The organism is Mesorhizobium sp., from assembly GCF_004963255.1.
GTDB lineage: Bacteria > Pseudomonadota > Alphaproteobacteria > Rhizobiales > Rhizobiaceae > Mesorhizobium.
The window spans coordinates 77217-103109 of the sequence record NZ_SUGA01000010.1; the positions used below are offsets into that span (position 1 = coordinate 77217).

The window sequence follows — 25893 nt, forward strand, 5'->3', positions numbered from 1 at the left end:
CAATTCCGGACGGAAAACCGCAAGGCACTTTTCCTGGAATTGCTCGAGGCGCCGCCGCGCGCCGGCAGGGGAGATATGGGGCGCGCAACATTGATCGGGTTTTCGGCGGTCGCCATGTGGGCGCTGCTGGCGCTGCTCACCGACGCCTCGGGGCAGGTGCCGCCATTCCTGCTGTCGGCCATCACCTTCGCCATCGGCACCTGCGTCGGGCTGGCGGCCCGGCTGGTGATGCCGGCGCCCGACCGCAGTGAGAAGATCCCGCCACAGGTCTGGGTGATCGGCATAGCCGGCCTGTTCGGCTACCATTTCTTCTACTTCACGGCGCTGCGCAACGCGCCGGCGGTCGAGGCGAGCCTGATCGCCTATCTGTGGCCGCTGCTGATCGTGCTGGGTTCCGCGCTGATGCCAGGCGAGCGGCTGGCCTGGAACCATGTCGTCGGCGCGCTGCTCGGCCTTGCCGGTACCTTCCTGATCGTCACCAAGAGCGGCGGGCTGGCCTTCGACGCGCGCTATGCCTTCGGCTACGCGATGGCCGCCGTCTGCGCGCTTTTGTGGTCGTCCTATTCGCTTCTGTCGCGGCGCTTCCCATCGGTGCCGACCTCCATCGTCACCTGGTTCTGCGCGGCCACGTCGGTGCTTTCGCTGGTCTGCCATTTTCTGCTTGAGAAGACCGTGCTGCCCGACGGCCCCGGACAGTGGCTGGCGGTGATCGGGCTCGGCCTGATGCCGGTCGGCGCGGCCTTCTACGCCTGGGACATCGGCGTCAAGCGCGGCAACATCCAGGTGCTGGGCGCCGCGAGCTATGCCGCGCCGCTGTTGTCGACGCTGGTACTGATCGCCGCCGGCGTCGCCGAGCCGTCGCTGCGCATCCTTGCAGCCTGCGTGCTCATCACCGGGGGTGCCGCGCTGGCCGCGAAGTCTCTGCTGATGCGCAAGCCGGCGGTCAAAGAGGTGAACGCATGATGCCGTTTCCCGGCGGCATCGAGGCCAACGCCAACGCGACGCTTCTGTTTTCGTTCGTCGCGGCCGTGATCTACGCCTTTGCGCTCGACATGCCGCCGAAATGGACGCGCACGGCGGCAAAGACGCTTGCCGTCGCCTTGCTGGCCGTGCTTGCCGCCATGCAGGGCGGTCCGCTGCTGCTCGTCGCGGCGCTGGGCTTGAGCGCCATCGGCGACGCCTTCCTGTCGCGCGACGGCGACAAGGCCTTCCTCGGCGGGCTGGCGAGCTTCCTCGCCGGCCACATCGCCTATGTCGCGCTGTTCTCGCAGGCAGGTGGCGGGCTCCGACTGTTGAGCGCCGAATCCTGGCGGGGCGCGATCGCGCTCACCATGGCTGCATTCAGCATCGTCATGCTTGCCGCGCTCTGGCGCTGCGTCGGCCCGCAACTGCGCATCCCGATCGCCGTCTATGTCGCGGCGATCCTCGCCATGGGCATTTCGGCGCTCACCAGCGGCAGCGCATGGGTCATCGCCGGCGCGGTGCTGTTCATCGCTTCGGACGGGTTGCTGGCGACCGAGCGCTTCCTGCTCGCGGCGATCTCGCCGCAGCGCCTGTGGATGCGCTACGCGGTCTGGGTGCTTTATTACGCCGCCCAGCTGGCGATCACGCTGGGGTTCTTGTTGGGTTCGTCTTAATCCTTCGTCGCGAGTTCGATGGATGGCAGCAAACTGATGCTCATCGCAGCAATATGGAACGGAGTGTCAGGTATGTCATGTATAAGGATGCACCGAGGGCGATGAAAAAAAGCGCGGCGAACAAGCGCCTTTGAAGCGTTGGAGATTGCTTCCATTCCTGAAAAAGTCTCCAAGACCAGAAGATCAGGCAGGCTTCAAAGAACGTGCTCATTACAAACAGCGCGACAAATACGCTCTTCGGAAAAATAGCTCGCGACAGAAGACCTACTACGCCAATCGCGACAAAGACAGCAATGAGTGCTTTGTTTCGCCTGGGCAGCCGATGATCATTCATCTCGACACGTCCCTGGAATTCTTTTAACGGTGCTTATCCGGATCATCCAACATGCTGGCAAGCATTGGTTGCACCACAGTTAATGGGGCATGTCTTTCGGTATCACGTCGGCGGCTGCCAGCCCGGCTCGGCCAGCTCGAAGGCCGCGAAATCGAAGCCCGGCGCCACGGTGCAGCCGACCAGCGTCCATCCACCTAAGCTGCGCGCCGACTGCCACCAGCCGGCCGGCACGACGACCTGCGGCCGCTCGCCCGCGGCGAGGGCCGTGCCAAGCACCTGCTCGATGACCACGCCTGCGCCCTCCTCATGCATCGACAGCGCCAGCGGCGCGCCGGCATAAAAATGCCAGACCTCGGCGGCGTCCTTCACCCGATGCCATGCCGAAAGCTGACCTTGCTCGAGGAGGAAGTAGATCGCGGTGGAATGACCCCGCGGGCCGCCGGCGGCGTCGCGAAACGTCTCGGCATACCAGCCGCCTTCCGGGTGCGGCGCGAGGCCAAGCGTGGCGATGATCTCGGCGGCGCTGGTCATTGGCGGTCTTTGGTTCGATGCATGTCGCTTTATGCGGTGGAGTTAGAAATTATCCTTGCGCTTGCGGATCTCGGCAAACACCTCGGCGTCGCCGGCTTTCTCCATGCCGAGATGCTTGCGGATCGCCGGATCGTGCCAGCGCAGGAACGGGTTGGTCGACAGTTCCTCGCCGATGGTCGTCGGCAGCGTCGGCTTGTTGTCGGCGCGCAGCGCCTCGATCCTCGCCGCGCGCTGTCTCAGCAACGGGTTGCCTGGGTCGACCGTCACCGCGAAGCGAGCGTTGGCAAGTGTGTATTCGTGGCCGCAATAGATGGCGGTTTCCGCCGGCAGCGCCGCCAGCTTCTTAAGCGATTCATACATAACCGGCGGCTTGCATTCGAACAGGCGGCCGCAACCCAGCGCGAACAAAGTGTCGGCGGTGAAGGCCACTTTCGAGGCCGGCAGGTGGTAGGAGACGTGGCCGGCGGTATGGCCGGGCGTCTCGATGACCTCGATCCGTTCCTCGCCAAGGCGCACGACCGAGCCTTGGCCGACCGTCTCGTCGATGCCGGGAATCTTTGCCTTCTCGGCTTCCGGGCCGATGATGCGCAGCTTGAAGTGCTCCTTGAGCGCCAGATTGGCCTCGACGTGATCGGCATGATGGTGGGTGGTGAGAATCAATGTCGGCGTCCAGCCGGTGCGCTTGATCGCCGCAAGGATCGGCGCTTCTTCCGGCGCGTCGATGATCGCCGTCTCGCCGCTTTTGGGATCGTGGACCAGCACGCCGAAATTGTCCGTGCGGCACATGAACTGCTCGATCTCTACGGCCATAGGCATCTTTCTCCATCTATCGCCGCAGACATAGGGCGGCCGGCCGCCGATGTCATCCGGGTTTATCGAACTTGGCGCGTTCGTCGAACTTGCCGCCTTTGTTGAACTTGGCAGGCTTCACGGCTACCGTCCCGCGCATGCATTCGGACATCGTCGACCTGCGTTCCTTCTACTCGTCCACGCTCGGGCGTCTCGCCGAGCGCTCAATCACCATGGCGCTGTCGTCCATCTGGGCAACCGTCCCCAACGAGCGGCTGGTCGGCCTCGGCTACACGCTGCCATGGCTGGAGCGCTTCGGCACCGATGCCGAGCGTGTCTTCGCTTTCATGCCGGCAACGCAGGGCGCTGTGGTATGGCCGGCGTCGGGACCGACGGCGACGGCGCTGGTCTTCGACGAGGAACTGCCGCTGGTCGATTCCTGCATCGATCGCGTGCTCCTGGTGCATTCGCTCGAACACGCCGAAAACCCGCGCGAGACGCTGAACGAGATCTGGCGCGTGCTGTCGCCGGCGGGCAGAGTCGTCATCGTCGTGCCCAACCGGCGCGGCGTCTGGGCGCGCTTCGAGCACACGCCCTTCGGCAGCGGCCGGCCGTTCTCGCGCGGCCAGCTGACCGAGTTGCTGCGCGAGGCGAACTTCACCCCGGCGACGTGGAGCGATGCGCTGTTTTTCCCGCCGTCGCCGCGGCGTTTCATGATGCGGTTCCACAATGTGCTGGAGCGGGCCGGCCACCGGTTCTGGCCGATCTTTTCGGGCGTCATCGTCGTCGAGGCGCAGAAGCGGCTCTACCAGGGCGTGCCGGTCGCCCAGCGCGCCTCGCGCCGCGTCTTCGTGCCGGTCTTCTCGCCACAGGGCGCGACGCGGCTCGGACGCAAGGCGGCAGACGTCGCCGCCCGACGGGTGACGCGTTCGTGATCGGTATCGCGCCTTGTCCTTTACCCCCATCGCCACCCTATCTGAGGGAAAGCTTCGCGGCGCGGCTCCGTTGATCGCGCCCGAAATCAGGGATTTCCTTTATGGCTGACCAAATGGACTACAAGCCAGGCGCCGAGCAGGCTGCGTTCTCGATCGAGACCAGCAGCCTTTCCGACCAGCTGGCCACGATACGCATGGCGCTGAAGACCTCGCCGGTGCGCCGGCCGCTTGCCTGGGTCAGCGTCGGCATCGTCGCCGTCATCATCGCGACCTCGATCGGGCAGGTTCTGCTCAACCGATGGAACCAGCCTTTCTACGATGCGCTGGCGCGGCGCGACCTCGGGGGCTTCCTGCACCAACTGATGATCTTTGCGGAAATCGCCGGCAGCCTGCTGGTGCTCAATATCGGCCAGACCTGGCTCAACCAGATGATCCGGCTAAGGCTGCGCGAGGCGCTGACGCTCGACCTCATCGATGAATGGATGGCGCCGGCCCGGGCCTTCCGGCTCGCCCATGCCGGCGCCATCGGCGTCAATCCCGATCAGCGCATGCAGCAGGATGCCGCCCATCTGTCGGATCTGTCGACCGACCTTGGCGTCGGCCTATTGCAGTCCTTCATCCTGCTGGCGTCCTTCATCGGTGTGCTCTGGCAGCTCTCTTCCGGCTTCGTCTTCCATATCGGCGGCCATTCGATCACCATACCGGGCTACATGGTCTGGGCAGCGGTCCTCTATGCCGGCATCGCGTCCTGGCTGAGCTGGCTGGTGGGCCGGCCGCTGATACGCTTCAACAGCGACCGCTACACCCGCGAGGCGGAGCTGCGCTCGTCGATGGTCCGGGTCAACGAGAATGTCGATGCGATCGCCCTGGCCCATGGCGAGGCCGATGCGAGGCGCCAGCTGGAGCTCGACCTCGGCACCGTGCTTGGCGCCATGCGGCGTATCTACAGCGCCCAGATCAACCTTTCCTGGGTCACCGATGCCTATGGCTGGATCACCGTGGTAGCCCCGATCCTCGTGGCCGCGCCCGTCTATTTCGCGGGCGACATCAGCTTCGGCGGGCTGATGATGGCGGTGGGCGCCTTCAACCAGGTGAATTCCTCGCTGCGCTGGTTCATCAACAATATCGGCGCCATCGCCGACTGGCGGGCAACGCTGATGCGCGTCGCCGACTTCCGCATCGCGCTTGGCGAAACGGACATCCTGCACGACAAGGAAAAGCGAATCGAGGTCGGCGAGAATCCGGACGGCAAGCTGACATTCGATGAGCTCGAAGTCGCCTCGCCCGACGGCTGCACCAGGCTTGCCGAGACGAGCGTCGAAGTCCATCCGGGCGAGCATGTCATGATCACCGGTGATCCGCGCGCCGGCAAGACGCTGTTCTTCCGCGCCCTTGCCGGCCTGTGGCCCTGGGGAGGGGGCCGCATCGGCATGCCCGACGGGGAGAAGCCGTTCTTCGTACCGCGCACGCCTTATTTCCCGCTCGGCTCGCTGCGCGATGTGCTGAACCACGCCGAGGGCGTCAAGATCGACGATGCCGAGATCAAGGCCGTGCTCGGCGAGGTCGGGCTGGAGCGCCTGTCGTCCCAGCTCGATCGTTCGGCGCGCTGGGAGCGTGAGCTGGCGGACGACGAGCAGCGCCTGCTGGCTTTTGCCCGGCTGGCGCTGCGGAAGCCGAAATGGGTCATCATCGACGAGGCGCTGGATACGTTGGACGGCGCGACGCTGCGGCGCGTGCTGGCGATGCTGCAGGCCAGGCTCCCGGATGCAGCAATCCTCAATATCGGGCGCGGCCTGCACAACAACCAGTTCTTCCCGCGGGCCTTCACCATCGTCAAGGACGTCTGCGGCCCGGCGCTCAAGCCTGCGCGCGTGCGCGCCGGGGCGATCGAACCGCCGCCCCAGGCGGCGCGCCGCAAGAAATAGCTTTATTTTGCCGCGATCGCCGGGAAGAATCGCCGGCGTCGACAGAACGCCTGCAGCCATGCTCGAGATGCTCAGCCTGCTTGCCTGTTTCGCCTGCGCCGAGGCGGCTTCGTTGCCCGTGCCTGACGGCGGCACGCCGGTCGATGTGGAGCTGGTGCTTGCCGTCGACATCTCGCAGTCGATGGATGAGGAGGAATTCGCGCTGCAGCGCGCCGGTTATGTCGAGGCGCTGCGCCATCGCGATTTCATCAACGCGGTGCGCTCGGGGACGCACGGGCGCATCGCGCTTGCCTATTTCGAATGGGCAGGTGTGGTGCGCGACGACGGCGTCATCGCCTGGCAGGTCATTGACGGCGAGGACAGCGCCGACGCCTTCGCCGACAAGATCGCCGCCCGGCCGTTCCGGAGCTTTCGCGGCACCTCGATCTCGGGCGCGCTGGGCTTCGGCACCGGGCTCCTTGAGAAAAGCGCCTTTTCGGCGCCCCGCCGCGTCATCGACATATCGGGCGACGGTCCCAACAATACCGGACGGCCCGTCGCCGCGATCCGCGATGCCGCCATTGCCGAGGGTATCGTCATCAACGGCCTGCCCATACTCATCAGGCCGTCGCCGAGCGTCAGCCGCCTCGACCGATACTATGCCGATTGCGTGACCGGAGGAGACGGTTCCTTCGTGCTGCCGATCTATGCGGCGTCCGACTTCTCGACCGCCATCCGCCGCAAGCTGATCCAGGAGGTGAGCGGCCTCACCGACGCCAGATCCGTTCGCGTCCAGGATGCGGCGCCCGTCGATTGCCTGCTGGGCGAGCGCCTGCGGCAGCGGTTCTCCGATCCCTATTTCCCGGAACTCGACAGATAAGATAGAGGTCCGCCTCAGACCGCGCGGGCGCCGTATTTGGCGCGGAACTCATCATAACAGTCGCGGCGCCAGCGCCGGCCGACGACATAGCCGCGCAGCAGCTGCGGCAGCGAATAGCCGAGCGCGTTTGACGAGCGGTTGGCAAGGTAGCCGGAAAAGGCCTGCTGCAGCCGGCCCTTCAATGTGTCGGCGATGATCTGGCGAGCGATCATAAAGGGCGGGACATCGGGATAGCGGTCGGCGATATAGGGATGCTTGTCGATCAGGTTGGCATAGGCCGCGACATAGCCGTCGCGCCGGCGGGAGATCGAGTTCTCCGAATTGTACTTCTTCCAGTCGATGTCTTCGGACAGCTGGGCGCCACCGCGGTGGGCAAAGCGCAGCAGAAGGTCGAGATCCTGCATGCGCGTGATGTCGCTGTCATAGCCGCCGATCGCCAGCAGCGATTCGTGCCTGGCCGTGATTGCCGAGCCGGCGATGAAAATAGTCTGCGAGACAAGGGCGCGCTGCAGCGCGCTCTTATCAAGAAAGGTTTCGCGGTTGATGCATTTGGTGCTGCGGCTGCCCTTCAGCGACAAGAAGGAGCTGATCAGGACTTCGAGTGAGGGACTCTGGTCGAAGCGCGCCAGCGTCCGCTCCAGCCGGTCCGGCAGAAAGACATCGTCCGAATCGAGGAAAGTCACCACGGGCGCCCGCGCGCGCTCGATGCCCGCGTTGCGGGCGGCATTGGCGCCGCGCCATTTGGCGCCGACATAGATCAGCCTCGGGTCGCGGATCTCGGCCAGCGCGGCGGCCGTCCCGTCGGCCGAACCATCGTCGACCACGATGTGCTCGAAGCGGGTAAGTGTCTGCGCCAGAACGCTTTTCACCGCGCGTACGACCTGACTGCGCCGGTTGTGGGTCGGCGTGATCACTGAGATCAGCGGAACGTCCTGGTTCGACATCGGGCTGCCACCGGTCGGATATGGCGCGTGTCGGATGGGTTTGATGGCTATGTTCTTGTCCCACCTGTGATTTGCGGTCGACGCTACAAAAAAGCCACCTTTGTGTCACGCCGAGCCGGCCGAGAAATGCGAAACGGGGGGCTTTTCCGCAACGTTGCGGTTTGATGGCAACACAATCGGGCTTCCGGTCCGCGGAGGCCGTCCGCCGACAAGAGCCGGCGGTGAGAATCATGCGCTCATGGAACCGACCGCGCGGCGTCAGCGTCTGAGCAGAAACACCGCTTGCTGGCCGAAGAAGTTCCAGAACCACCACGGCATCGACAGGCCGATCTTCTGGCCGTTGGCGTCGAGCGCGGTCGCCTTCTCGACGGTCGCGCCGAGCTCTTCGCACAGGTTGACGAAGTCGCGGATGGTGCAGAAGTGGATATTGGGCGTGTCGTACCAGGAATAGGGCAGGTGCTTGGTGACCGGCATCCTGCCTTTGATCAGCAGCGAGAAGCGCACGCGCCAATGGCCGAAATTGGGGAAGGAGACGATGGCGCGGTTGCCGATCCGAAGCAGCTCATCGAGCACCACCTTCGGGTTGCGCGTCGCCTGCAGCGTCTGCGACAGCACGACGAAGTCGAAGCCCTTGTCGGCATAGAATTTCAGATCCGTGTCGGCGTCGCCCTGGATGACGGAGAGCCCGCGCGCCACGCATTCGTTAACGCCGCGCTGTGACAGTTCCAGCCCGCGGCCATCGACCTGCTTGGTCTCCTGCAACAGTTCCAGAAGCAAGCCGTCGCCTGAGCCGACGTCGAGGACGCGCGACTTGGCCGGAATGAGATCGGTGACGACTTCGAGGTCGACACGCTGGGCGCGGTTGACGCTCATAGGCTGAGCCCCCTTGCGCGTGCTGCCGAACCGATGAAGCCGTTGATGGCCGCGAACAGCTCCGGCTCGTCGAGCAGGAAAGCGTCGTGGCCGCGATCCGTCTCGATCTCGACGAAGGAGACGGAAGCGCCCGCCGCGTTCAAGGCATGCACGATCGAGCGGCTCTCTTCGGTCGGGAACAGCCAGTCGCTGGTGAAGGAAACCAGGCAGAAGCGCGTCCTGGTGCCGGCGAAGGCATCGGCGAGGCGCCCGCCGTGATCGGCGGCAAGGTCGAAATAGTCCATCGCGCGGGTCAGATAGAGATAGGAATTGGCGTCGAAGCGGTCGACGAAGGTCATGCCCTGGTGGCGCAGATAGCTTTCGATCTGGAAATCGGCGTCGAAGCCGAAGGTGAGCGCCTCGCGGTCCTGCAGGTTGCGGCCGAACTTGCGGTGGAGCGCGGCTTCCGAAAGATAGGTGATATGGGCGGCCATGCGCGCGACTGCGAGCCCCTTTTCCGGCCGCTTGCCGAACTCGAGATATTTGCCGCCATGCCAGTCCGGATCGGCCATGACCGCCTGCCGGCCGACCTCGTGGAAGGCGATGTTCTGCGAGGAATGGCGAGCGCCGGTGGCGATCGGCAGTGCCGAGAAGACCCGCTCCGGATAGCTCGCCGCCCATTCCAGCACCTGCATGCCGCCCATCGAGCCGCCGAGAACGCAAAACAGCTTTTCGATGCCGAAATGATCGACCAGCATCGCCTGCGCGCGCACCATGTCGCGTATGGTGATGATCGGCAGGTCGAGGCCGTAAGGCTTGCCGGTCGCTGGGTTGGTCGAGGCCGGGCCGGTCGAGCCGAGGCAGCCGCCGATGACGTTTGCGCAGATGACGAAGAAGCGGTTGGTGTCGATGATCCTGCTGGGACCGATCAGCACTTCCCACCAGCCCGGCTTGCCGGTCACCGGATTGGTGTTGGCGACGTGCTGGTCGCCAGTCAGCGCATGGCAGACGAGGATGGCGTTGGAGCGCGCGTCGTTCAAGCTGCCGTAGGTCTGATAGGCGATCTGGAAAGGCGAGAGCAGCGTGCCGGCGTCGAGCTTCAACGGCTTGTCGGGGCCGAACTGCAGCACCGGGCTCGACGGATGGTCGGCCTCGTCGTTGGTTCTTGCAGCGCGCTGAGCGGCCATGTCCGTCCTCATCCTGTCCCGCATCTGTCCGACACGATGCGGTGTCCGGCCGGCGGCGGACAACAAAAAACCGGCTTGCCGTCGCAAAGCCGGTTACAGGTTGCAAACGGCCCTTTAGCGAGTTGTTTAACGTGGCTGCAAGCCGACCGGCCAAATCACCACGGAAGTTCATAGCTCTTCTACGTCTGCGTTATGCGAACGTCAACGGCGGTGTTCCGGTGAACCCATCTTGCGTAATTTATGTAGATTACACATATTGCGTGACAGATAACGGTTCGATCTGTTTCACTCACTTCACCGGCTCTTTTTTATCGGATGGAGGCAGATATGCCACGCAACACCGCGGTTCCGGCAAGTGACTTCGCCCGAAATTTTGCGAAATATCAGGACGAAGCCATCGCCAAGAAAGTCATCAACGTGACCAGTCATGGCCGGATTGTCGGAGCGTATCTCTCTGCCGCCGAGTTCGCGCACTACGAATTGCTGAAGCGCCGGGAGCGCGAAATCCTGACCGTGGGCGATCTCGATGAGGACACGATCGCCTCCATCGAATCTGCCGAATATGGCGTGGAACCGAAGTGACGCTGCCGGTTCCAAGGCCAGGTCTTGTCATTCGCTATAGTTTTCTTTGGAGTACCGAACATGACCGGGGCGGTATCGAAGGCGCGAAGGATCGCCCCTGCGCGATCGTTGTCGCTACGCCACGCGATGCGGACGGTCACATCCACACCATAGTCGCACCGATTACCCATAGCCCGCCACCGGACAATTCCGCGTCGATCGAGATTCCGCCGACAGTGTGCCGGGCCCTTGACCTCGACGGCGGCCGGCATTGGCTGCGCCTTGATGAATTGAACCGGTTCCTTTGGCCCGGCTACGATGTTCGACCGCGTTCCGACGGCAGTTACGCCTATGGAATGCTGCCGCCGGCTTTGTTCGAGCAACTGCGCCGAGGGATTTTGCAGCTTCAGCAGACGCGCAAGACCCGGGTTGTCAGCCGCGACGATTAACGCCGTGCCCGGCTGGAGCGCGGTGTCGAAACGCGTCCGGGCCACGCGCTTCAAGCCCTTGTTTTAATGCGTGTCGTTGTCCCGGAAACCGCGGCACACTTCGCGGCGATATGCAGTAGGCCTCTCGACATTGCCGATCACGGCTTGTATTTCCGCTGCGGCCTTCAAAGGCCCTCTCGACGGATTTGTGACATGAAGCAGGATCAGCCCCGTCCGACGCCCCGCGCGGGCATCATGGACATCGAGGCCTATGTGCCGGGAAAAAGCACCGCGCCGGCCGGCGTGACGAAAGTCTACAAGCTGTCGTCGAACGAAAACCCGCTCGGCCCCTCGCCGAAGGCGATCGAGGCCGCGCGCGAGGTGGCGGCGAAGCTCGACGTCTATCCCGACGGGACCGCCCGGCGGCTGCGCGAGGCGATCGCCGAGGTGCATGGGCTGAACCCGGCGAACATCATCTGCTCCAACGGCTCGGACGAAATCCTGGGGCTTCTGGCGCAGACCTATCTGGCACCTGGCGACGAGGCCGTGTTCACCGAACACGCTTTCATGGTCTACAAGATCTACATCCAAGCGGCGGGCGCCAAGCCGGTGGCGGTGAAGGAAACCGACGAGCGCGCCGATGTCGACGCGATCCTCGCCGCGGTCACGCCCAAGACGCGTATCGTGTTCCTTGCCAATCCGAACAATCCGACCGGCACCTACCTGCCATTCAGCGAGGTGCGGCGGCTGCATGCCGGCCTGCCGAAGAACGTCCTTCTGGTGCTTGATGCGGCTTACGCCGAATATGTGCGGCGCAACGACTATGAAGCCGGCATCGAGCTTGCCGGCAGCGCCGAGAACGTGGTGATGACGCGCACCTTCTCCAAGCTCGGCCTTGGCGGCGCGCGCGTGGGCTGGATGTATGGGCCGGCGCATATCGTCAATGCCATCAACCGCATTCGCGGCCCCTTCAACGTCAACGCTACCGCGATCGAGGCCGGCATCGCCTCGATTCGCGACCGCGCCCATATCGAGCGCAGCGTGACGCATAACGAGAAATGGCTGGGCTGGCTCAGCGCGGAGCTCATCGGGCTCGGCCTGCGCGTCACGCCCAGCGTCGGCAATTTCGTGCTGATCCATTTTCCCGACGACAGGAAGCATTCGGCTGCGGCTGCGGACGATTACCTGAGCGCCCGCGGCTATATCCTGCGCCGCGTCACCGGCTACGGTTTTCCCAACGCGCTGCGCATGAGCGTCGGCACAGAGGAAGCCAACCGCGGCGTCATCGATGCGCTGAAGACCTTCCTGAAAAGCTAGACACCATGGCATCACCGATGTTCGAGAAAATAGCGCTGGTCGGCATCGGCCTGATCGGCTCGTCGCTCGCCCGCGTCATCCGCCGTGAAGGCCTGGCGCGTCATATCGCCATTGCGACGCGCAGCGCATCGACGCTGAAGCGGGCCGAGGAGTTGGGCCTTGGCCATTCCTACACGACGGAGGCAAAAGACGCGGTGCGCGATGCCGATCTCATCATCGTCTCGGTCCCGGTCGGCTCGTCGGGCGAGGTCGCGGCCGAGATCGCGCCGGCGCTGAAGAAGGGCGCCATCCTCACCGATGTCGGCTCGACCAAGGCTTCCGTCATCGCGCAGATCGAGCCGCACGTGCCGGAAGGCGTGCACTTCATTCCCGGACATCCGCTGGCCGGCACGGAAAAGTCCGGACCCGATGCGGGCTTTGCCGATCTCTTCGAGAACCGCTGGTGCATCTTCACGCCGCTGCCGGGCACCGATCCCGCCGCGCTCGAGACGCTTTCGGAATTCTGGCGCCGCTGCGGCTCCAACATCGATACGATGGACCCGCAGCATCACGACATGACCTTGGCGATCGTGTCGCACCTGCCGCACATCATCGCCTACAACATCGTCGGCACGGCGGACGATCTGGAAGCGGTGACCAAGAGCGAGGTCATCAAATATTCCGCCTCCGGTTTCCGCGATTTCACCCGCCTTGCCGCCTCCGATCCGACGATGTGGCGGGACGTGTGCCTGCACAACAAGGACGCGATCCTGGAGATGCTGGCGCGTTTCTCGGAGGATCTGGCCTCGCTGCAGCGGGCGATCCGCTGGGGCGATGGCGAAAAGCTCTTCGACCTCTTCACCCGCACCCGTGCCATCCGCCGCTCGATCATCGAGGCCGGCCAGGATATCGACGTACCGGATTTTGGCCGGCAGGCGGTCGAGCATCCCAAAGGGAACTGATATTCAGGTGAGGCCGGCCTGCGAATGCCGGCTTCCTGCGCTTCCGGTGCTCACGTACTTAAGTACGCTCCGCTCCGGTTCTCGGAAGCCACCATTCTCGAATCGGCCTGACCTGAATCTCAGCTCCCTTTGCCTTCTCTGGCTGGCGGCCAGTGCGTTGCCATCATGGCGAGCGTCTCGGCTCTGTCCGGCGCGCCCAACCTGCCGCCGAAGCGCAGGCATTTGAGCGCGGCTGCGGCGCTGGCGAAGCGGAGGGCCTCTGCCATCGGCATGGCTTCGGCGAGGCCGACGGCAAAGGCGCCGTGGAAAACGTCGCCGGCGGCGAGCGTATCCACCGCCTTGACCTTCGGTGCCTCGACATGGCGCACGCGTCCGGTCGCCCGGTCGTGCCACCAGGTGCCGGCCGCGCCGCCGGTCACCGCGACGAAGGCATCGGTGCGCGAGGCAAGGTCGGCGCAGGCGCTTTCCGGGTCGAGCGCATGGCCGCAGACGATGCGCGCCGCAGGCTCGGACGCGACGATATGCGAGGCCAACGGCAGAAGCCGCTCCAGCACCTCGACGGGTGCTGTATCGGCATCCAGGATCGCCGGACGGCCGATCGATCGGGCCGCGCTCAGAGCGAGCGCCGCCGCGCTCGGCCAACGAACGTCCACCAGCACGGTATCGAAGCCGGAGAGGTCGGCGAGCGGCAGCGTTTCAGGATCGGCCTGCGCCTTCTTGTCGTAGAAGGGGACGATGATGCGCTCGCCATGCGCATCCACCACGATCGCGGCCAGCGCCGAACGCGCGCCGGCAACACGGCGGATAAGACTGCAGTCGATGCCTTCGGCCTTGATGTCGGCGATCAGCTGGTCGCCGACCGGATCGTCGCCCGCGCTTGCCCATAGCGAGACCTCGGCGCCGAGGCGATGCGCGGCGCAGGCGGCGCTCGTCGCCATGCCGGAAGCGATCTGGAGGCCGTCGCTGGCGATGAACTTGCCCTGATCGGCGGGCAGCGTCTCGACTCGGAGAATGGTGTCGAGGGTGAAGGCGCCGACGCTGAGCAGTCTGACCGGCTTCGCCATCGTCGTGTTACTCGAGCGGCTTGATCTTGCCGAGCGGAATGAAGCCGAGCGAAGCCTTGCCCTTGACGATCTTCAGCGGCATCGACGGTTCCTTCCCCAGCATCGCCAGGGCAGCAAAACCCTGCTCGATTTCGCTTTTATGCTCGGGAACCGCCCCGGCGAGGATGGCCGCCACCGCTTTCGGGTCCTTGAGCTTGATCATCAGGTCCCCGTCGACCAGCCCTTCCGCATCGACGGAGACCGGTCCTGATACGGTGATGCGCGCGGTTCCCGACGACAGGTCGAGTCTGGCGATCTCGATCGACTGGCCGCGCAGGCTTTTCGGGGGGGCCTCGATCAACGCCACGCCGTTCTTCAGCGTCACGTCGCCGCTGCCGTCCAGCGCCGGCAGCACGCGTCCCTCGATGGCATCCGCATTAATCTCCAGATCGCCGAAGCTGCCGACATAGTTGATGTCCTGGCCGGCTGGCTGCAATTGCCCGGCCGCCTTGCCGGCGCTGAACAGCTGCATCGGATCCGTGTCGTCCTGCGGGTCGGTCTGACCGTTCAGGCCTTCGGCCTGCAGCGAGACACTGCGCGGCAGCGGCCACCACACTTTGACATTGGCCTGCAACTGATCCCAGTCGATCCAGAGCGGCGGCATGCCGGGCGCCATCGTCCGCAGCGGCCCGCGCAGGTCGGCGACCGGCGACAAGAGGCCAGTGATGCCAGCGACGGCGTTGAAGCTCCCGGTTGAGGCGGCAACCTTCCGGGCGTCGTCCTCATAAGCGATGTTGTCGCAGGAGACCGTGAAGCTCATCGGATAACCGCTGACGGTAAGATTGGCGCAGCCGGCGGCGATGCCCTTGCTGCCCAGCTGCGCCACCGCCTGGTCGGCCTCGGTCTTGAGCCTTTCGGCGAGATAGAACCAGCCGCCGCTGTAGATGGTGAACAGCACGACGATGAACGCCGCAAGCCAGAACAGCCGGCGGCGGGGTTTGGGCGATCGCTCGTCACTTGACGTCATGCTGCGGCTCTCGTTAACCCCAGCGTGGAGGCGTTTGCTTCATGCAAACAAGCGGGGACAGAAGAAGTACTCTCCGGTGCGGTGTCGTTCACTCGAATGCGATCAGGCTTGGCGATATGGGCGATTTTTGGGTTTTTGGCTATGGGTCGCTGATCTGGCGGCCCGGATTCGCCCATGTCGAGACGCGCCGCGCCCGGCTTTACGGCTATCGCCGCTCGCTTTGCGTCTATTCCTTCGTGCATCGCGGCACGCGCGGCCGGCCCGGCCTTGTGCTCGGCCTCGACCGAGGCGGCTCCTGCATCGGCCTCGCCTACCGAGTTCCCGGCAATCTGCGCGACGAGGTGCTCTCCTACCTGCGTGAGCGCGAGCTGGTGACCAGCGTCTATCTCGAACGCGTGCTGGATGTCCGGCTGAATGGCGGCGGTTCGGTCGAGGCGGTCGCCTACATCGTCGACCGGCGGCATGAGCAATATGCCGGCGCGCTCGATGCCGGTCACGCAGCAAAAATCGTTCGCGGCGCCGTCGGCCAGTCGGGCCGGAATGAGGACTATGTCTTGAGCACGCTCGAGCACCTCGAGGCGCTCGGCATCCGCGATCACTGGCTGGAGGAGGTGGGCCGCAAGGTCGCGCCTTCGTGAGTGCTGGTCCGATCAAAAAGCAAAACCATGCCTTTGACCTCGGCCGGCCACGACCTAGCTTACCGGCAACCCCGTCCCTGGGTATCAAGCCCTTCCATCATCACGGAGATCAGCCTTGCAGAAACGTCGTCTCGGTCGCACCGACCTTTCCATCGCGCCGCTGGTCCTGGGCGGCAACGTCTTCGGCTGGACTGCCGACGAGAAGACCTCCTTCGATCTGCTCGACCGGTTCGTCGGGGCTGGCCTGAACGCCATCGATACGGCCGATGCCTATTCGCGCTGGGTTCCCGGCAACAAGGGCGGCGAGTCGGAAACCATCATCGGCAATTGGATGAAGAGCCGCGGCAACCGCGACAAGGTGGTCATCATCACCAAGGTCGGCTCGGATATGGGCCAGGGTAAGCGCGACCTCTCCGCCGCTTATATCGAAAAGGCGGTCGAGGCATCGCTCAAACGGCTGCAGGTCGATGTCATCGACCTCTATCTGTCGCACTGGCCGGACCCGGCCACGCCTTACGAGGAAACGCTCGGCGCCTATCAGCGCCTGCTGGAAAAAGGCAAGATCCGCTATCCCGGCTGCTCCAATCTCGATGCCGGCCAGCTGCGCGCGGCGCTCGACGTGGCCAGCCTGCGCAGCCTCCCGCGTTACGAGGTGCTGCAGCCTGAATACAATTTGTACGATCGCTCGTCGCTTGACGGACCGCTGCTCGATCTCTGCAAGGCCGAGGATATCGGCGTCATCACCTATTTCAGCCTGGCCAAGGGATTCTTGAGCGGCAAATACCGCAGCAAGGCCGATCTCGGGCAAAGCGCACGCGGCGAGGGTGTGGCCGGCTACCTCAATGAGCGCGGCATGCGCATCCTTTCCGCGCTCGATGCCGTGGCCGAGCGCCATTCGGCCAAGCAGGCGGAAGTGGCGCTGGCCTGGATCATCGCGCGGCCGGGCATTACCGCGCCGATCGCCAGCGCCACCACGCCGGCCCAGATGGACAGCCTGATCCGCGCCGCATCGCTCACGCTTTCGGCGGACGATATCGCGGCGCTGGACCGGGCCAGCTCGTAAGGCGTGTTGATCTTCGGGTGAGGCTGGCCTGATCCGAAACTCAATTCGCCTTAGCGCAGTCGACGCCTCGCACGATCGTCCAAGACGGCCATGACGATCCTTCCTAAATCCCGTCGCATCGCGGCAGGAGGAGGATCGGTATGGCTGGTGGTGTTCTGGGCGATGCACAGCCTTGGCAACAAGTGCTAGCGCTTGTCTTGGCAGCGACGGTCGTGATGGGCAGCCCCGGACCGGCGACGATCAGCGTGACCGCCGTCGGCGCGGCTTTTGGCCTGCGCCCCTCGCTGGGTTATACGTCTGGCGTGGTGCTCGGCACGATCGCCGTGCTTCTGGCGGTGGCGGCCGGAATTTTCGGCCTACTGGCCTCAGTGCCGGGAGTGGCGTCGGTGCTGGCGATCCTTTCGGCGGCCTACATCCTTTATCTCGCCTTCAAAATAGCGACCGCGCCGCCACTGGCCGAGCGCGGGAGCACGACGACGAAGCCCGATTTTCTCGGCGGCTTCACGCTCGCGGTCGCCAACCCGAAGGCTTATGTGGCGATCGGCGCCGTGTTCGCCGGCGCCGCATCGCAGGCCGATAGGCTGGGCGTTTCCACCAGGCTGCTGGTGCTTGCCGCGATGATCGTCGCCATCCATGTGGTCTGGCTGCTCGCAGGAACGGCTTTCGCGCGCTTGCTGCGCCATCCGCTGGCGTCGCGGATCATCAATCTGGTGTTTGCCGGGACGCTGGTGCTGACGACTCTGCTGGCGGCCCTGCGGTAGCCGATCAGCTCTTGGGGGTTACGCCGAGCTCCGCCAGCCGCTTGACCGCCGTCGGCGGCATGGGCGGCGGGTTCGGCGCCTGAGCGGCCTCAACGAGCATCTGGTCGCAGGCGGCTTCGGTCTCGCCGATCAGCCGCCGCATGAATTCCTCCTTGCCGAGCCCTGGCGGGATCGGCGGCAGGAAGCGGGCCTTGATGGTGCCCGGATAGCGCAGGAACTTGCGGCGCGGCCAATAGAGGCCGGCGACATGGGCGACCGGCACCACGGGCACGCCCAGCTGCGTGTAGATCTCGACGATGCCGTATTTGTAGGACGGCTCGGCGCCCGGCGGGCGGCGCGTGCCTTCGGGGTAGATGATGAGCTGGCGCGGATTGCGGTCCATCTCCTGCCTGGTCGCGACGACGACGGCCTTCAGCGCTTTCGAACGGCTGCCGCGGTCGACCGGGATCATGCGCATCTTCATGATGTACCAGCCGAAGAAGGGGATCCAGGTCAGCTCGCGCTTCAGGATGTAGAGCGCGTCGTCGAGATAGGGGAAGAAGGCGATCGCGTCCCAGAAGGACTGGTGCTTCGGCGCCAGGATGAAGGACCCTTCCGGCAGGTTCTCGACGCCTGTGATCTCGCTCTTCGTCGCGGCGATCTTGTCATAGAGCCACATCGAGGTGCGCGACCAGAATTTCGGCACGAACCAGGCACGGTGGCGCGGCGCCAGGAAATAGAAAGGCGTCCAGAAGATCATCTGGACGATCAGGCTGAGATAGAAGACGAAGTTGAACGCCAGCGAGCGGATGATGAGCATGCAAGGGGCCCGTGAGGAAGTGTGCGTTGGTTACACCAAGCGGCGGCAAAAAGGAAACGGCACGGTGGTCGAATGCCGGCCCTACAAAGACCTTGTCAGCCGCTCCTTCAGGCGCGGCGCGGCGAAATCGAGGAAGGCGCGCAGTTTCACCGGCAGCCGGCCCTGGCCGGCATGAACCAGGCTCACCGGCCAGGGCGGGGGCTCGAACGGCTCCAACACGACCCGCAGCGCGCCCGCGCGTACCGCAACATCCGCTTGGTAGGAGAGCACCTTCGTCAGGCCGAGCCCGGCAATCGCCGCATCGATCGCCGCCTCGGCGGTGTTGATCTGCAGGCGTGAGCGGACCGGGACCGTGGTTTCCGCCTTGCCCGCTCCGAAACTCCATGTCGCAGGCGCAGCGAGACCTTCGAAGGTGATGCAGCTGTGGCCGGCAAGCTCCGGCGGTTTCTCCGGCGTGCCATGCATGGCGAGATAAGCGGGGCTTGCGCAGACGATGCGGCGGATCGAGCCGACGCGGATCGCAACCATGGCCGAATCCGGCAGCTCGCCGATGCGCAGGGCCAGATCGATATGCTCCTCGACCAATTGAGTGATCCGGTCCGACAAGGTCAGGCGGACGTCCACCTGCGGGTACAAGGCGAGAAAGTCGGTGATCACCGGCAGCACATGCAGGCGGCCGAAGACGACCGGCGCCGTGATGACCAGCTCGCCTGTCGGGCTCGAATATTCGCCGCCAGCGGTGCGCTCGGCCTCGTTCACCTCGTCGAGAATGCGGCGGCAGGCGATGACATAGGACTGGCCGGCATCAGTCAGCGCCAGGCGCCGCGTCGAGCGGTTGAGCAGGCGCGTCCCCAAGTGCTTCTCCAGCTCGGAGAGCTTTCTGCTGACGGTTGCCAGCGGCACGCCGGCGCGCCTGGCGGCGGCGGAAAGGCTGCCGGCCTCCGCAGTGGCGACGAACAGGGACATGGCGTCGAGGCGGTCCATCATTCTTCCTGAATATGGAAGGATAGGTTGCAGATATGCCATCTACATCCGATTTTCGGAAGAGACTATTTAACGTGCGATCCTGTCCGAGGAACGCCAGCATGAATGAATTCACCAGCGACGTCGCCTTCACACCGACCGTCAAGGCCATCCAGTCGCGCAAGGGATCGCGCGATTCCTATGCGCGCGTCGAGCAGCGCGGCGGCTGGCGGGCCACGATCACGCCGGACCTTGCCGCCTTCGTCGAAGCGCAGACCAGCGTGTTCCTGGCGACGGCAAATGCCAATGGGCAGCCCTATGTCCAGCATCGCGGCGGGCCGGCCGGCTTCCTCAAGGTGCTGGACGAGCACACGATCGGTCTTGTCGATTTTTCCGGAAACCGGCAGTTCATCACCCAGGGCAATCTGCAGGACAACGACCAGGCCTTCCTGTTCCTGATCGACTATATGCTCAGGCAGCGCATCAAGATCTGGGGCAGGGCACGGGTCGTTGAAAATGACCCGGAGCTGACGGCGAAGCTGATGCCTGCGGACTACAAGGCAAAGCCGGAGCAGGCGATCCTGTTCACGCTCACGGCCTGCGATGCCAATTGTCCGCAGCACATACCCCAGCGTTTCGAGGCGGCGGATGTTGCGGCGGCGCTCGCCGAGCGCGATCGGCGTATCGCCGGCCTTGAGCAGGAGATTGCCCGCTTGCGCGGAAATGCGGCGGCTAAGGTCTAGTTCTTCACCGCAGTCGATGCTTCGGCAAGCGTCATACCCTCGGGCGTCGTGCGAAGCGGCAGGAGGCCGCGCGCCAGCGACAGCACATATTTGCTGTATTCGGTCAGCAGCACGCGCAGCGCTTCCGGCTTGGTCAGCCAACCGCCATTGCCGAGATTGGTGTTGACCACCGGGTACGGTTCGAGGCGCGCGCCATGCAGCAGCCGGCCCATCTCGAGCAGGCTGCGCGGCATGTGGTAATTGTTGGTGACGATGATGATGCTGCCATAGGCGTGGTTTTCCACCCATTTGGCGCTTTCCTCGGCATTGCCGATGGTGTCGAGCGCAGCACGGTCGATATCGACACAGCAGGAGAAGAGCCGCTTATCCCCTCTCATCGCCGCCTGCAGCTGACGTTTGGTGGCCGACGGATGGACGCCGCTGATCAGCAGCCGTTCGCCCTTGCCGGACGCCAGCAGGTCCATGGCGGCGTCGAGCCGCGACTGCCCGCCGGTGAGCACGATGATGGCATCGGCCCTCGCCGGATCGAGCGGGGTCGTCATGTGGCTGACCTTGTCGGCGAACCAGCCGAAGCCGCCGGCAAAAAGCACCAGCGCGGCGAGAGCGACTAAACCGCAGACGCGCAGGGCGAGCCGCAGACGACCAAACCTGGCGGGGGCGGCGGCGCGCGCACGCACTGCCGGCATCCGTCCAGCCGTCTCGATCTGCTCCCGCGCTTCCATCATCCCCAGGTTAATCCTGAAAGCTTCTAATGGTTAACTCCGAAATGCGGCCTTTGATAGGTGAGGCGGCGCACTTTGCGTTACGGCATCTGCCCAACCCGTGATCGTTGCCTTGTTTGTATGCAACGCCTTGCGCTGGCTTTCGGCTGGAGCTCATCGATCAGCCCGCATCCGGCTGGCGAACGTCGATGTCGCTGAGATAGGCGACGACGGTCGCGTGCGAGGTGGCGGCGGTCAGCGCGCCGATCACAAGCACCATCAGGCCGACGCCGAAATAGCCGGCGGAGCCAATGGCGAAATTGCCGAATAAGGCGGTCGCCTGGTCGGCCTCGGGCGTCGCCATGTTGCGCGACGACCACCAGGAAAAGACGATGAAGACGACGATCGCGAGCGCACCGCCGGCGGCCGCTCCCTTCATGCCGGTGACCAGGAAATGCCAGCGGAATTCGCGTGCGATGAAGCGCGCCTCGGCGCCGACGAAATGCAGCACCTCGATGATGTGGCCATTGCCGGCCATGGCGCCGCGCGTGGCGAACACCACTGTCAGCACCGTCGCCGAGAGCATCAGCGCCAGAACGGCGATGCCGATCGTCACCGTCGTGTGCGCCATGGCGACGAGGCGGTCGACCCAGGTGCGGTGATCGTCGAGCGCGGCGCTCGGGATCTTGGGCGTGATGGCCGCGCGCATGGCGGCAAAGTCCGGCGGGCTGGCCTCGTCGATGGTGACGATGATGAGGCGCGGCACCGGCAATTCGTCGATGTTGAGGCCGCTGCCCAGCCATGGCTCCAGAAGACGCGCGGTGGCGTCGCGGTCGATGATCTTGGTGCCCTTTACGCCGGGGAATTCGCTGGCGATCTGCGAGGCCTGCGCGAGCGCCGCCTCCATGTCGAGGCCGTCGGCCGGCTTGATCTGGATCGTCGCCTCGCGCGAGATCTGGTTCTCCCAGACCGAGGCGGTGTCGCGCACCAGCGTCACCGCGCCGAAAGTGAGGCAGGACAGGAAGGTCATGATGGCGATGACCAGCACCAGCGCCCGCCCGGCGATGTTCTGCGCCGGCACGATCGGCGCCGTCTTGCGCTGGACGCGCCGGACCGTCACCGGCGCCTCGGCTTCATCCTGGAGGTGATCGGCCGGAAAGTCAGTCATAGACGTCCAACCTTCCGCCGGCCAGAATCATGCGGCGCGCATCGACCTGCTCCATCAGGCCGAGGTCGTGGGTGGCGATGACCACCGCGGTGCCCAGCCGGTTGAGCTCGATGAAGAGTCTCAGCAGCCGGCGCGCCAGCGGCGGATCGACATTGCCTGTGGGCTCGTCGGCCAAAAGGATCTCCGGCTGTTCGATCAAGGCTCGCGCGATCGCGGCGCGCTGCTTCTCGCCGCCCGACAGCACCGGCGGCAGCACATGCATGCGGTCGCCGAGGCCGACCCATTTCAGCAGCTCGGTGACGTCGGTGCGGTAGCTCGCCTCCTCGCGCCCGCGCACGCGCAGGGGCAGCGCGACATTCTCGTAGGTCGTCATGTGGTCGAGCAGCCGGAAATCCTGGAACACCACGCCGATGCGGCGGCGCAGCAGCGGCAATTCGCTGCGCGAGATGCGCGACCGGTCCTTGCCGAAGATGGTGATCAGGCCGCGCGTCGGCTTCAGCGACATGAACAAAAGGCGCAGCAACGTCGTCTTGCCGGCGCCCGAGGGGCCGCTCAGGAACTGAAAGGAGCGCTCCGGAATGTGCAGGGAGATGTCGCGGAGGATTTCCGGACCCATGCCATAGCGGAGGCCGACATTTTCGAAGCGGATCACGTTCGGCGACCTGAAACTTTCGGCGGCGACGCGCCACAATCTACATTAACAGACCATCGGCCGGCATGGTTAACCGCCGGTTAATTTTTCAACGATCGGTACTCGTGAAGGCCATTCCGGTGGGGAAGCGTTAACCAATTCCGTTTACGCAAAAGAAACGAAGACTGCACTGGTGCCGTAATGGCTGAGAACAGAACCGCGCGCCCCGTTTCCGGCGAAATCATGACCGGCCCGGCAACAAATGCCGCGCCGGAGCGCGCCATGTCCAATGCGGCCGACATCGTCGATGCCGACTATGTGGTGCTGCCGCGTTTTGGCGCGCATCCGGAGCGGTCGCCGCCCCAGCCGCAGATCCCGCCGACCCCGTCGATCGAAGGCATGGGCATGCTGCGCAGGCCGGAACCCGCGCCGTCGCGGCCCTCACGTGGCGGACCGATGTTCTGGATCGCAGGCGTCGGCATAGCACTCGCCTCTTTCTGGGTGTCGGGCGGTCATGCGCTGGTCCGGCACAGTCCGTTCTGGGTGACCGCCGGGCCGGCGAGCGCGCTCACCATTTCCGGCGTGACGTCGCGCATCGATGCGTCGGGCCTGAAACCGGTGTTGTTCGTCGATGGAGAGGCAGCCAATGACGGTGTGACATCGCAAGCATTGCCGCCGCTCGAAATCCGCGTCACCGACAATAACGCCAACATCATCCGCTACAGGCTGGGGACATCCAACCGCTCGCTGGCGCCCGGCGAAAGATTCGGCTTTTCCAGCCGCCTCGATGTGCCTAGAAACGGCGTCAGGACAGTCTCAGTAATCTTCGCCGGCTAGGTATACCGATATTCAGGTGAGGCCGGCCTGCGAACGACGGTTTCCTGCGCTTCCGGTGCTCACGTACTTCAAGTACGCTCCGCTCCGGTTCTCGGAAGCCATCGTTCTCGACTCGGCCTGACCTGAATCTCGACACACCTAGCGCCTGGCATCCCAGGTGATTCTGAAGGACGAAAGAATGCCAGTTGTACGCGGCAAGGACATCGAGGTCCTGTTTTCGGCGTCGGCGATCGCGCGCCGGAATCTCGAGCTCGCCAAGGAAATCGCCGGGCGCGACTATCACGACCTCTTGGTGATATCGATCCTCAAGGGCTCGTTCGTTTTCGCCGCCGATCTCATCCGCGCCATGCATGATGTCGGGCTGTCGCCGGAAGTCGAGTTCATCTTCATCTCGAGCTATGGCGCAGGCACGACGAGCGGCGAGGTCAGGGTGCTGCGCGACATCGATAACGAGGTCGCCGGCCGCGACGTGCTGTTGATCGACGACATACTGGAATCCGGCAAGACGCTTTCCTACACCCGCGACCTGATGCTGTCGCGCGGCGCCAAGAGCTGCGCCATCGCGGTGTTGCTCGACAAGCGTATGCGCCGCCAGACCGCGCTCAATGCCGACTATGTCGGTTTCGACTGCCCGGACTATTTCGTTGTCGGCTATGGCATGGATGTCGCACACGCGTTTCGCGAGCTGCCGTTTGTCGGGGTGGTGAAGGGCGACGCCTGAAGAGGCGGGTGGGTCAATCCGAAAAGCCGCCGATCGTTAGAATTTTCAGAAAACGTCAACGTTTCGGCGGCATCTATCTCGGCATGGCAAAGCTTCTGATCGTCGAGGACGATGAGTCCGTCCGCACCCTCGCCGCCCGCGCTCTGGAGCGCGACGGCCATGATGTCACCGTCGCCACCGATGGGTCGCAAGGGCTGGACGCGATCCGGCAGGCCCGCGGCGGCTACGATCTGGTGGTGTCCGACATCCGCATGCCGGAGATGGACGGCATCGAGATGGCGACTGCCGCCGCAAGAGAGTTCCCGACGCTGCGGATCATGCTGATGACCGGCTATGCCGACCAGCGCGAGCGCGCCGAGGAGCTCAACGGCATCATCCTCGATGTCGTGCAGAAGCCGTTCACGCTTGCCGAGATCCGCGCTCGCGTCGGCAAGGCGTTAAGCTGCTTCGCTTGAGACCGCACCTGCCGCGGGTGCTGAGCTTCGCCGGCGCTCGCCGGTGAGCGCAAGCAGGCCGGCGCCGATGATCAGCGCCGCGCCGAGCACAGTCGTTTCGCGCGGCACTTCGGCGAAGAACAGGAAACCCCACAGCGGCGACCACAGGATGCCGGTGTATTCGAAGGTGGCGACGCGGTTGGCCGGCGCCATGCGGTAGGCCTGCGACAGCAGGATCATGCCGGCGGAAGCGACGAAGCCGCAGGCGGCCATCTTCAGGAAATCCGGCATCGTCGGCCACACCCATGGCCGCACCAGGAATTCAACGCTCGGATGCGCCGCGTGGGTGATGCCGGCGAGATGGAAGACGGTCGCGACCGCGACTGCGCCGCTGAGATAGGCGCCGTTCTGGTAGAAGGCCATCACGGTCGACGATTCGGTGTCGCCGATGCGGCGCGCCATCAACTGCGAAAAGCCGTAGAGAAAGGCCGAGCCCAGCGACAGCAGCGCCGCCCAGTCGAACACGCCAGCGCCCGGGCGCACCATCACCAGCACGCCGACAAGGCCGATCAGCACCGTCGCCAGCGTCTTCCAGGAGACACGCTCGCCGAGATAAGGTCCGGCCATCGCCATGATGAACAGCGGCGCCATGAAATAGAGCGCCACCGCGTCGGCCAGGGGCAAGGCCGCGATCGCGAGATAATAGACCGTATAGGACGAGAACTGGATGAAGGCGCGCAGCGTCAGCAGGCCGAAGCGCTTCGACAGCACCGCCTTCAGGCCGACGTCGGCCTGGACGATGACGATCAGGATCGGCAGCGCGACAATGGCGCGGATCGCCATCACCTCGGTCACCGGATAACCGCCCGACACCGCCTTCACCAGCGGATCCTGCAGCGAAAAGACCAGCACGCCGAGGCAAAGGCTCAGAATGCCAAGCACCATCCGGTTCTGCATCAGTCTCGGCCCCCCGCGAGCCGTAATGTATCAGCAAAAAGAACCCGCTACCGTTTTCAGGCAGCGGGCACGAGTGAGGACTCTTCAATCGGTCCGCGGCCGATTTCGCGGTCGCATATCCAATGGGTGTGGCAACTATCCTGCGGCGTTTGACATGTTGCAAACGA

General features: G+C 64.6%; 30 protein-coding genes and 1 riboswitch. Of the genes, 16 read left to right on the plus strand and 14 right to left on the minus strand.

Going from position 1 to position 25893, the window contains the following annotated elements:
- Nucleotides 1–75 precede the first annotated feature (75 nt).
- Nucleotides 76–963 (plus strand): EamA family transporter, encoded by an 888-nt coding sequence (locus E5X34_RS13845; RefSeq protein WP_292565394.1) that lies wholly within the window; start codon nucleotides 76–78, stop codon nucleotides 961–963.
- The gene (locus E5X34_RS13850) at nucleotides 960–1637 is read left to right on the plus strand and encodes a lysoplasmalogenase family protein (RefSeq protein WP_292565397.1); all 678 of its coding nucleotides are present in this window, start codon (nucleotides 960–962) and stop codon (nucleotides 1635–1637) included. The genes E5X34_RS13845 and E5X34_RS13850 overlap by 4 nt, the downstream gene beginning before the upstream one ends.
- A 40-nt stretch (nucleotides 1638–1677) precedes the next feature.
- Here E5X34_RS13850 and E5X34_RS13855 read toward each other — a convergent pair whose 3' ends face one another.
- The 3 genes from E5X34_RS13855 to gloB form a co-directional block, all read right to left on the minus strand.
- Nucleotides 1678–1971 carry a hypothetical protein gene (locus tag E5X34_RS13855; protein ID WP_292565400.1) on the minus strand — a complete coding sequence of 98 codons (294 nt, stop codon included), beginning with the start codon at nucleotides 1969–1971 and terminating at the stop codon, nucleotides 1678–1680.
- A gap of 102 nt (nucleotides 1972–2073) precedes the next feature.
- Nucleotides 2074–2502, minus strand: coding sequence for a cupin domain-containing protein (locus E5X34_RS13860; protein ID WP_292565404.1), 429 nt, complete (start codon nucleotides 2500–2502; stop codon nucleotides 2074–2076).
- A gap of 42 nt (nucleotides 2503–2544) precedes the next feature.
- Nucleotides 2545–3312, minus strand: a complete 768-nt coding sequence (gene gloB, locus E5X34_RS13865; RefSeq protein WP_292565407.1) for a hydroxyacylglutathione hydrolase — start codon at nucleotides 3310–3312, stop codon at nucleotides 2545–2547.
- A 137-nt stretch (nucleotides 3313–3449) separates the two neighbouring features.
- Between gloB and E5X34_RS13870 the strand changes: the two genes are divergently transcribed.
- The 3 genes from E5X34_RS13870 to E5X34_RS13880 all read left to right on the plus strand — a co-directional run bounded on the left by E5X34_RS13870 (nucleotide 3450) and on the right by E5X34_RS13880 (nucleotide 7010).
- Nucleotides 3450–4226 carry a methyltransferase domain-containing protein gene (locus tag E5X34_RS13870; RefSeq protein WP_292565409.1) on the plus strand — a complete coding sequence of 259 codons (777 nt, stop codon included), beginning with the start codon at nucleotides 3450–3452 and terminating at the stop codon, nucleotides 4224–4226.
- 101 nt (nucleotides 4227–4327) lie between these two features.
- Entirely contained in the window at nucleotides 4328–6151 is a 1824-nt protein-coding gene (locus E5X34_RS13875; protein WP_292565411.1) for an ABC transporter ATP-binding protein/permease, read from the plus strand.
- Nucleotides 6152–6209: 58 nt separating this feature from the next.
- A complete protein-coding gene (locus E5X34_RS13880; RefSeq protein ID WP_292565414.1) occupies nucleotides 6210–7010 on the plus strand; it encodes a DUF1194 domain-containing protein in 801 nt (266 codons plus the stop codon).
- A gap of 14 nt (nucleotides 7011–7024) precedes the next feature.
- Here E5X34_RS13880 and E5X34_RS13885 read toward each other — a convergent pair whose 3' ends face one another.
- The 3 genes from E5X34_RS13885 to E5X34_RS13895 all read right to left on the minus strand — a co-directional run bounded on the left by E5X34_RS13885 (nucleotide 7025) and on the right by E5X34_RS13895 (nucleotide 9993).
- A complete protein-coding gene (locus tag E5X34_RS13885) occupies nucleotides 7025–7954 on the minus strand; it encodes a glycosyltransferase family A protein (RefSeq protein WP_292565417.1) in 930 nt (309 codons plus the stop codon).
- Nucleotides 7955–8212: 258 nt separating this feature from the next.
- Nucleotides 8213–8827, minus strand: coding sequence for a methionine biosynthesis protein MetW (metW, locus tag E5X34_RS13890; RefSeq protein ID WP_292565420.1), 615 nt, complete (start codon nucleotides 8825–8827; stop codon nucleotides 8213–8215).
- The gene (locus E5X34_RS13895) at nucleotides 8824–9993 is read right to left on the minus strand and encodes a homoserine O-acetyltransferase (protein WP_292565422.1); all 1170 of its coding nucleotides are present in this window, start codon (nucleotides 9991–9993) and stop codon (nucleotides 8824–8826) included. Before E5X34_RS13895 ends, metW begins: the two co-directional genes overlap by 4 nt.
- A gap of 94 nt (nucleotides 9994–10087) precedes the next feature.
- Nucleotides 10088–10165, minus strand: a riboswitch (SAM riboswitch).
- A 155-nt stretch (nucleotides 10166–10320) separates the two neighbouring features.
- On the opposite strand from E5X34_RS13895, the gene E5X34_RS13900 reads away from it, so the two are divergent.
- The 4 genes from E5X34_RS13900 (at nucleotide 10321) to E5X34_RS13915 (ending at nucleotide 13240) form a co-directional block, all read left to right on the plus strand.
- Nucleotides 10321–10575: a hypothetical protein gene (locus E5X34_RS13900; RefSeq protein ID WP_292565425.1), complete on the plus strand. Its 255-nt coding sequence runs from the start codon at nucleotides 10321–10323 to the stop codon at nucleotides 10573–10575.
- Nucleotides 10572–11003, plus strand: coding sequence for a hypothetical protein (locus E5X34_RS13905; RefSeq protein WP_292565428.1), 432 nt, complete (start codon nucleotides 10572–10574; stop codon nucleotides 11001–11003). Before E5X34_RS13900 ends, E5X34_RS13905 begins: the two co-directional genes overlap by 4 nt.
- A gap of 192 nt (nucleotides 11004–11195) precedes the next feature.
- Complete coding sequence (gene hisC, locus E5X34_RS13910) at nucleotides 11196–12299, plus strand: histidinol-phosphate transaminase (protein WP_292565431.1); 1104 nt, start codon at nucleotides 11196–11198, stop codon at nucleotides 12297–12299.
- A gap of 5 nt (nucleotides 12300–12304) precedes the next feature.
- Nucleotides 12305–13240 carry a prephenate/arogenate dehydrogenase family protein gene (locus tag E5X34_RS13915; protein WP_292565433.1) on the plus strand — a complete coding sequence of 312 codons (936 nt, stop codon included), beginning with the start codon at nucleotides 12305–12307 and terminating at the stop codon, nucleotides 13238–13240.
- 119 nt (nucleotides 13241–13359) lie between these two features.
- Here the strand turns inward: E5X34_RS13915 and E5X34_RS13920 are convergent, their stop codons facing one another.
- Nucleotides 13360–14304, minus strand: coding sequence for a sugar kinase (locus tag E5X34_RS13920; RefSeq protein ID WP_292565436.1), 945 nt, complete (start codon nucleotides 14302–14304; stop codon nucleotides 13360–13362).
- A 7-nt stretch (nucleotides 14305–14311) separates the two neighbouring features.
- Nucleotides 14312–15310, minus strand: a complete 999-nt coding sequence (locus E5X34_RS13925) for a DUF2125 domain-containing protein (RefSeq protein WP_292565438.1) — start codon at nucleotides 15308–15310, stop codon at nucleotides 14312–14314.
- A gap of 116 nt (nucleotides 15311–15426) precedes the next feature.
- Here E5X34_RS13925 and E5X34_RS13930 point away from each other — a divergent pair, with 116 nt between their 5' ends.
- From E5X34_RS13930 to E5X34_RS13940, 3 genes are all read left to right on the plus strand, one after another.
- The gene (locus E5X34_RS13930) at nucleotides 15427–15948 is read left to right on the plus strand and encodes a gamma-glutamylcyclotransferase (RefSeq protein ID WP_292565439.1); all 522 of its coding nucleotides are present in this window, start codon (nucleotides 15427–15429) and stop codon (nucleotides 15946–15948) included.
- A 115-nt stretch (nucleotides 15949–16063) separates the two neighbouring features.
- A complete protein-coding gene (locus E5X34_RS13935; protein ID WP_292565441.1) occupies nucleotides 16064–17011 on the plus strand; it encodes an aldo/keto reductase in 948 nt (315 codons plus the stop codon).
- A 140-nt stretch (nucleotides 17012–17151) separates the two neighbouring features.
- Complete coding sequence (locus E5X34_RS13940) at nucleotides 17152–17772, plus strand: LysE family translocator (protein ID WP_292565443.1); 621 nt, start codon at nucleotides 17152–17154, stop codon at nucleotides 17770–17772.
- 4 nt (nucleotides 17773–17776) lie between these two features.
- Here E5X34_RS13940 and E5X34_RS13945 read toward each other — a convergent pair whose 3' ends face one another.
- Both E5X34_RS13945 and E5X34_RS13950 read right to left on the minus strand, forming a co-directional pair.
- Nucleotides 17777–18571, minus strand: a complete 795-nt coding sequence (locus E5X34_RS13945) for a 1-acyl-sn-glycerol-3-phosphate acyltransferase (protein WP_292565444.1) — start codon at nucleotides 18569–18571, stop codon at nucleotides 17777–17779.
- A gap of 81 nt (nucleotides 18572–18652) precedes the next feature.
- A complete protein-coding gene (locus E5X34_RS13950) occupies nucleotides 18653–19555 on the minus strand; it encodes a LysR family transcriptional regulator (protein WP_292565447.1) in 903 nt (300 codons plus the stop codon).
- Between the two features lie 101 nt (nucleotides 19556–19656).
- Here E5X34_RS13950 and E5X34_RS13955 point away from each other — a divergent pair, with 101 nt between their 5' ends.
- Nucleotides 19657–20277 carry a pyridoxamine 5'-phosphate oxidase family protein gene (locus tag E5X34_RS13955; RefSeq protein ID WP_292565449.1) on the plus strand — a complete coding sequence of 207 codons (621 nt, stop codon included), beginning with the start codon at nucleotides 19657–19659 and terminating at the stop codon, nucleotides 20275–20277.
- Here E5X34_RS13955 and E5X34_RS13960 read toward each other — a convergent pair.
- From E5X34_RS13960 to ftsE, 3 genes are all read right to left on the minus strand, one after another.
- Entirely contained in the window at nucleotides 20274–21002 is a 729-nt protein-coding gene (locus E5X34_RS13960; protein ID WP_292565451.1) for a YdcF family protein, read from the minus strand. The genes E5X34_RS13955 and E5X34_RS13960 overlap by 4 nt on opposite strands.
- 157 nt (nucleotides 21003–21159) lie before the next feature.
- The gene (locus E5X34_RS13965) at nucleotides 21160–22146 is read right to left on the minus strand and encodes an ABC transporter permease (RefSeq protein ID WP_292565454.1); all 987 of its coding nucleotides are present in this window, start codon (nucleotides 22144–22146) and stop codon (nucleotides 21160–21162) included.
- A complete protein-coding gene (gene ftsE, locus E5X34_RS13970; protein WP_040998894.1) occupies nucleotides 22139–22798 on the minus strand; it encodes a cell division ATP-binding protein FtsE in 660 nt (219 codons plus the stop codon). Before ftsE ends, E5X34_RS13965 begins: the two co-directional genes overlap by 8 nt.
- 180 nt (nucleotides 22799–22978) lie before the next feature.
- On the opposite strand from ftsE, the gene E5X34_RS13975 reads away from it, so the two are divergent.
- The 3 genes from E5X34_RS13975 (at nucleotide 22979) to E5X34_RS13985 (ending at nucleotide 24790) form a co-directional block, all read left to right on the plus strand.
- On the plus strand, nucleotides 22979–23614 hold the full coding sequence (locus E5X34_RS13975; RefSeq protein ID WP_292565457.1) for a hypothetical protein: 636 nt from the start codon (nucleotides 22979–22981) through the stop codon (nucleotides 23612–23614).
- A gap of 178 nt (nucleotides 23615–23792) precedes the next feature.
- Nucleotides 23793–24335, plus strand: coding sequence for a hypoxanthine phosphoribosyltransferase (gene hpt / locus E5X34_RS13980; protein WP_095816886.1), 543 nt, complete (start codon nucleotides 23793–23795; stop codon nucleotides 24333–24335).
- A gap of 83 nt (nucleotides 24336–24418) precedes the next feature.
- Nucleotides 24419–24790, plus strand: a complete 372-nt coding sequence (locus E5X34_RS13985; protein ID WP_126081027.1) for a response regulator — start codon at nucleotides 24419–24421, stop codon at nucleotides 24788–24790.
- Here E5X34_RS13985 and E5X34_RS13990 read toward each other — a convergent pair.
- The gene (locus E5X34_RS13990; RefSeq protein WP_292565460.1) at nucleotides 24773–25726 is read right to left on the minus strand and encodes a DMT family transporter; all 954 of its coding nucleotides are present in this window, start codon (nucleotides 25724–25726) and stop codon (nucleotides 24773–24775) included. The genes E5X34_RS13985 and E5X34_RS13990 overlap by 18 nt on opposite strands.
- Nucleotides 25727–25893 lie beyond the last annotated feature (167 nt).

Bases quoted from the DNA above. Each gene is read 5' to 3' on its own strand.
- E5X34_RS13845 (WP_292565394.1), top strand. From the start codon at position 76: ATGGGGCGCGCAACATTGATCGGGTTTTCGGCGGTCGCCATGTGGGCG.
- E5X34_RS13850 (WP_292565397.1), top strand. From the start codon at position 960: ATGATGCCGTTTCCCGGCGGCATCGAGGCCAACGCCAACGCGACGCTT.
- E5X34_RS13855 (WP_292565400.1), bottom strand. From the start codon at position 1,971: ATGAATGATCATCGGCTGCCCAGGCGAAACAAAGCACTCATTGCTGTC.
- E5X34_RS13860 (WP_292565404.1), bottom strand. From the start codon at position 2,502: ATGACCAGCGCCGCCGAGATCATCGCCACGCTTGGCCTCGCGCCGCAC.
- gloB (WP_292565407.1), bottom strand. From the start codon at position 3,312: ATGGCCGTAGAGATCGAGCAGTTCATGTGCCGCACGGACAATTTCGGC.
- E5X34_RS13870 (WP_292565409.1), top strand. From the start codon at position 3,450: ATGCATTCGGACATCGTCGACCTGCGTTCCTTCTACTCGTCCACGCTC.
- E5X34_RS13875 (WP_292565411.1), top strand. From the start codon at position 4,328: ATGGCTGACCAAATGGACTACAAGCCAGGCGCCGAGCAGGCTGCGTTC.
- E5X34_RS13880 (WP_292565414.1), top strand. From the start codon at position 6,210: ATGCTCGAGATGCTCAGCCTGCTTGCCTGTTTCGCCTGCGCCGAGGCG.
- E5X34_RS13885 (WP_292565417.1), bottom strand. From the start codon at position 7,954: ATGTCGAACCAGGACGTTCCGCTGATCTCAGTGATCACGCCGACCCAC.
- metW (WP_292565420.1), bottom strand. From the start codon at position 8,827: ATGAGCGTCAACCGCGCCCAGCGTGTCGACCTCGAAGTCGTCACCGAT.
- E5X34_RS13895 (WP_292565422.1), bottom strand. From the start codon at position 9,993: ATGGCCGCTCAGCGCGCTGCAAGAACCAACGACGAGGCCGACCATCCG.
- E5X34_RS13900 (WP_292565425.1), top strand. From the start codon at position 10,321: ATGCCACGCAACACCGCGGTTCCGGCAAGTGACTTCGCCCGAAATTTT.
- hisC (WP_292565431.1), top strand. From the start codon at position 11,196: ATGAAGCAGGATCAGCCCCGTCCGACGCCCCGCGCGGGCATCATGGAC.
- E5X34_RS13915 (WP_292565433.1), top strand. From the start codon at position 12,305: ATGGCATCACCGATGTTCGAGAAAATAGCGCTGGTCGGCATCGGCCTG.
- E5X34_RS13920 (WP_292565436.1), bottom strand. From the start codon at position 14,304: ATGGCGAAGCCGGTCAGACTGCTCAGCGTCGGCGCCTTCACCCTCGAC.
- E5X34_RS13925 (WP_292565438.1), bottom strand. From the start codon at position 15,310: ATGACGTCAAGTGACGAGCGATCGCCCAAACCCCGCCGCCGGCTGTTC.
- E5X34_RS13930 (WP_292565439.1), top strand. From the start codon at position 15,427: ATGGGCGATTTTTGGGTTTTTGGCTATGGGTCGCTGATCTGGCGGCCC.
- E5X34_RS13940 (WP_292565443.1), top strand. From the start codon at position 17,152: ATGGCTGGTGGTGTTCTGGGCGATGCACAGCCTTGGCAACAAGTGCTA.
- E5X34_RS13945 (WP_292565444.1), bottom strand. From the start codon at position 18,571: ATGCTCATCATCCGCTCGCTGGCGTTCAACTTCGTCTTCTATCTCAGC.
- E5X34_RS13950 (WP_292565447.1), bottom strand. From the start codon at position 19,555: ATGGACCGCCTCGACGCCATGTCCCTGTTCGTCGCCACTGCGGAGGCC.
- E5X34_RS13955 (WP_292565449.1), top strand. From the start codon at position 19,657: ATGAATGAATTCACCAGCGACGTCGCCTTCACACCGACCGTCAAGGCC.
- E5X34_RS13960 (WP_292565451.1), bottom strand. From the start codon at position 21,002: ATGATGGAAGCGCGGGAGCAGATCGAGACGGCTGGACGGATGCCGGCA.
- E5X34_RS13965 (WP_292565454.1), bottom strand. From the start codon at position 22,146: ATGACTGACTTTCCGGCCGATCACCTCCAGGATGAAGCCGAGGCGCCG.
- E5X34_RS13975 (WP_292565457.1), top strand. From the start codon at position 22,979: ATGGCTGAGAACAGAACCGCGCGCCCCGTTTCCGGCGAAATCATGACC.
- hpt (WP_095816886.1), top strand. From the start codon at position 23,793: ATGCCAGTTGTACGCGGCAAGGACATCGAGGTCCTGTTTTCGGCGTCG.
- E5X34_RS13985 (WP_126081027.1), top strand. From the start codon at position 24,419: ATGGCAAAGCTTCTGATCGTCGAGGACGATGAGTCCGTCCGCACCCTC.
- E5X34_RS13990 (WP_292565460.1), bottom strand. From the start codon at position 25,726: ATGCAGAACCGGATGGTGCTTGGCATTCTGAGCCTTTGCCTCGGCGTG.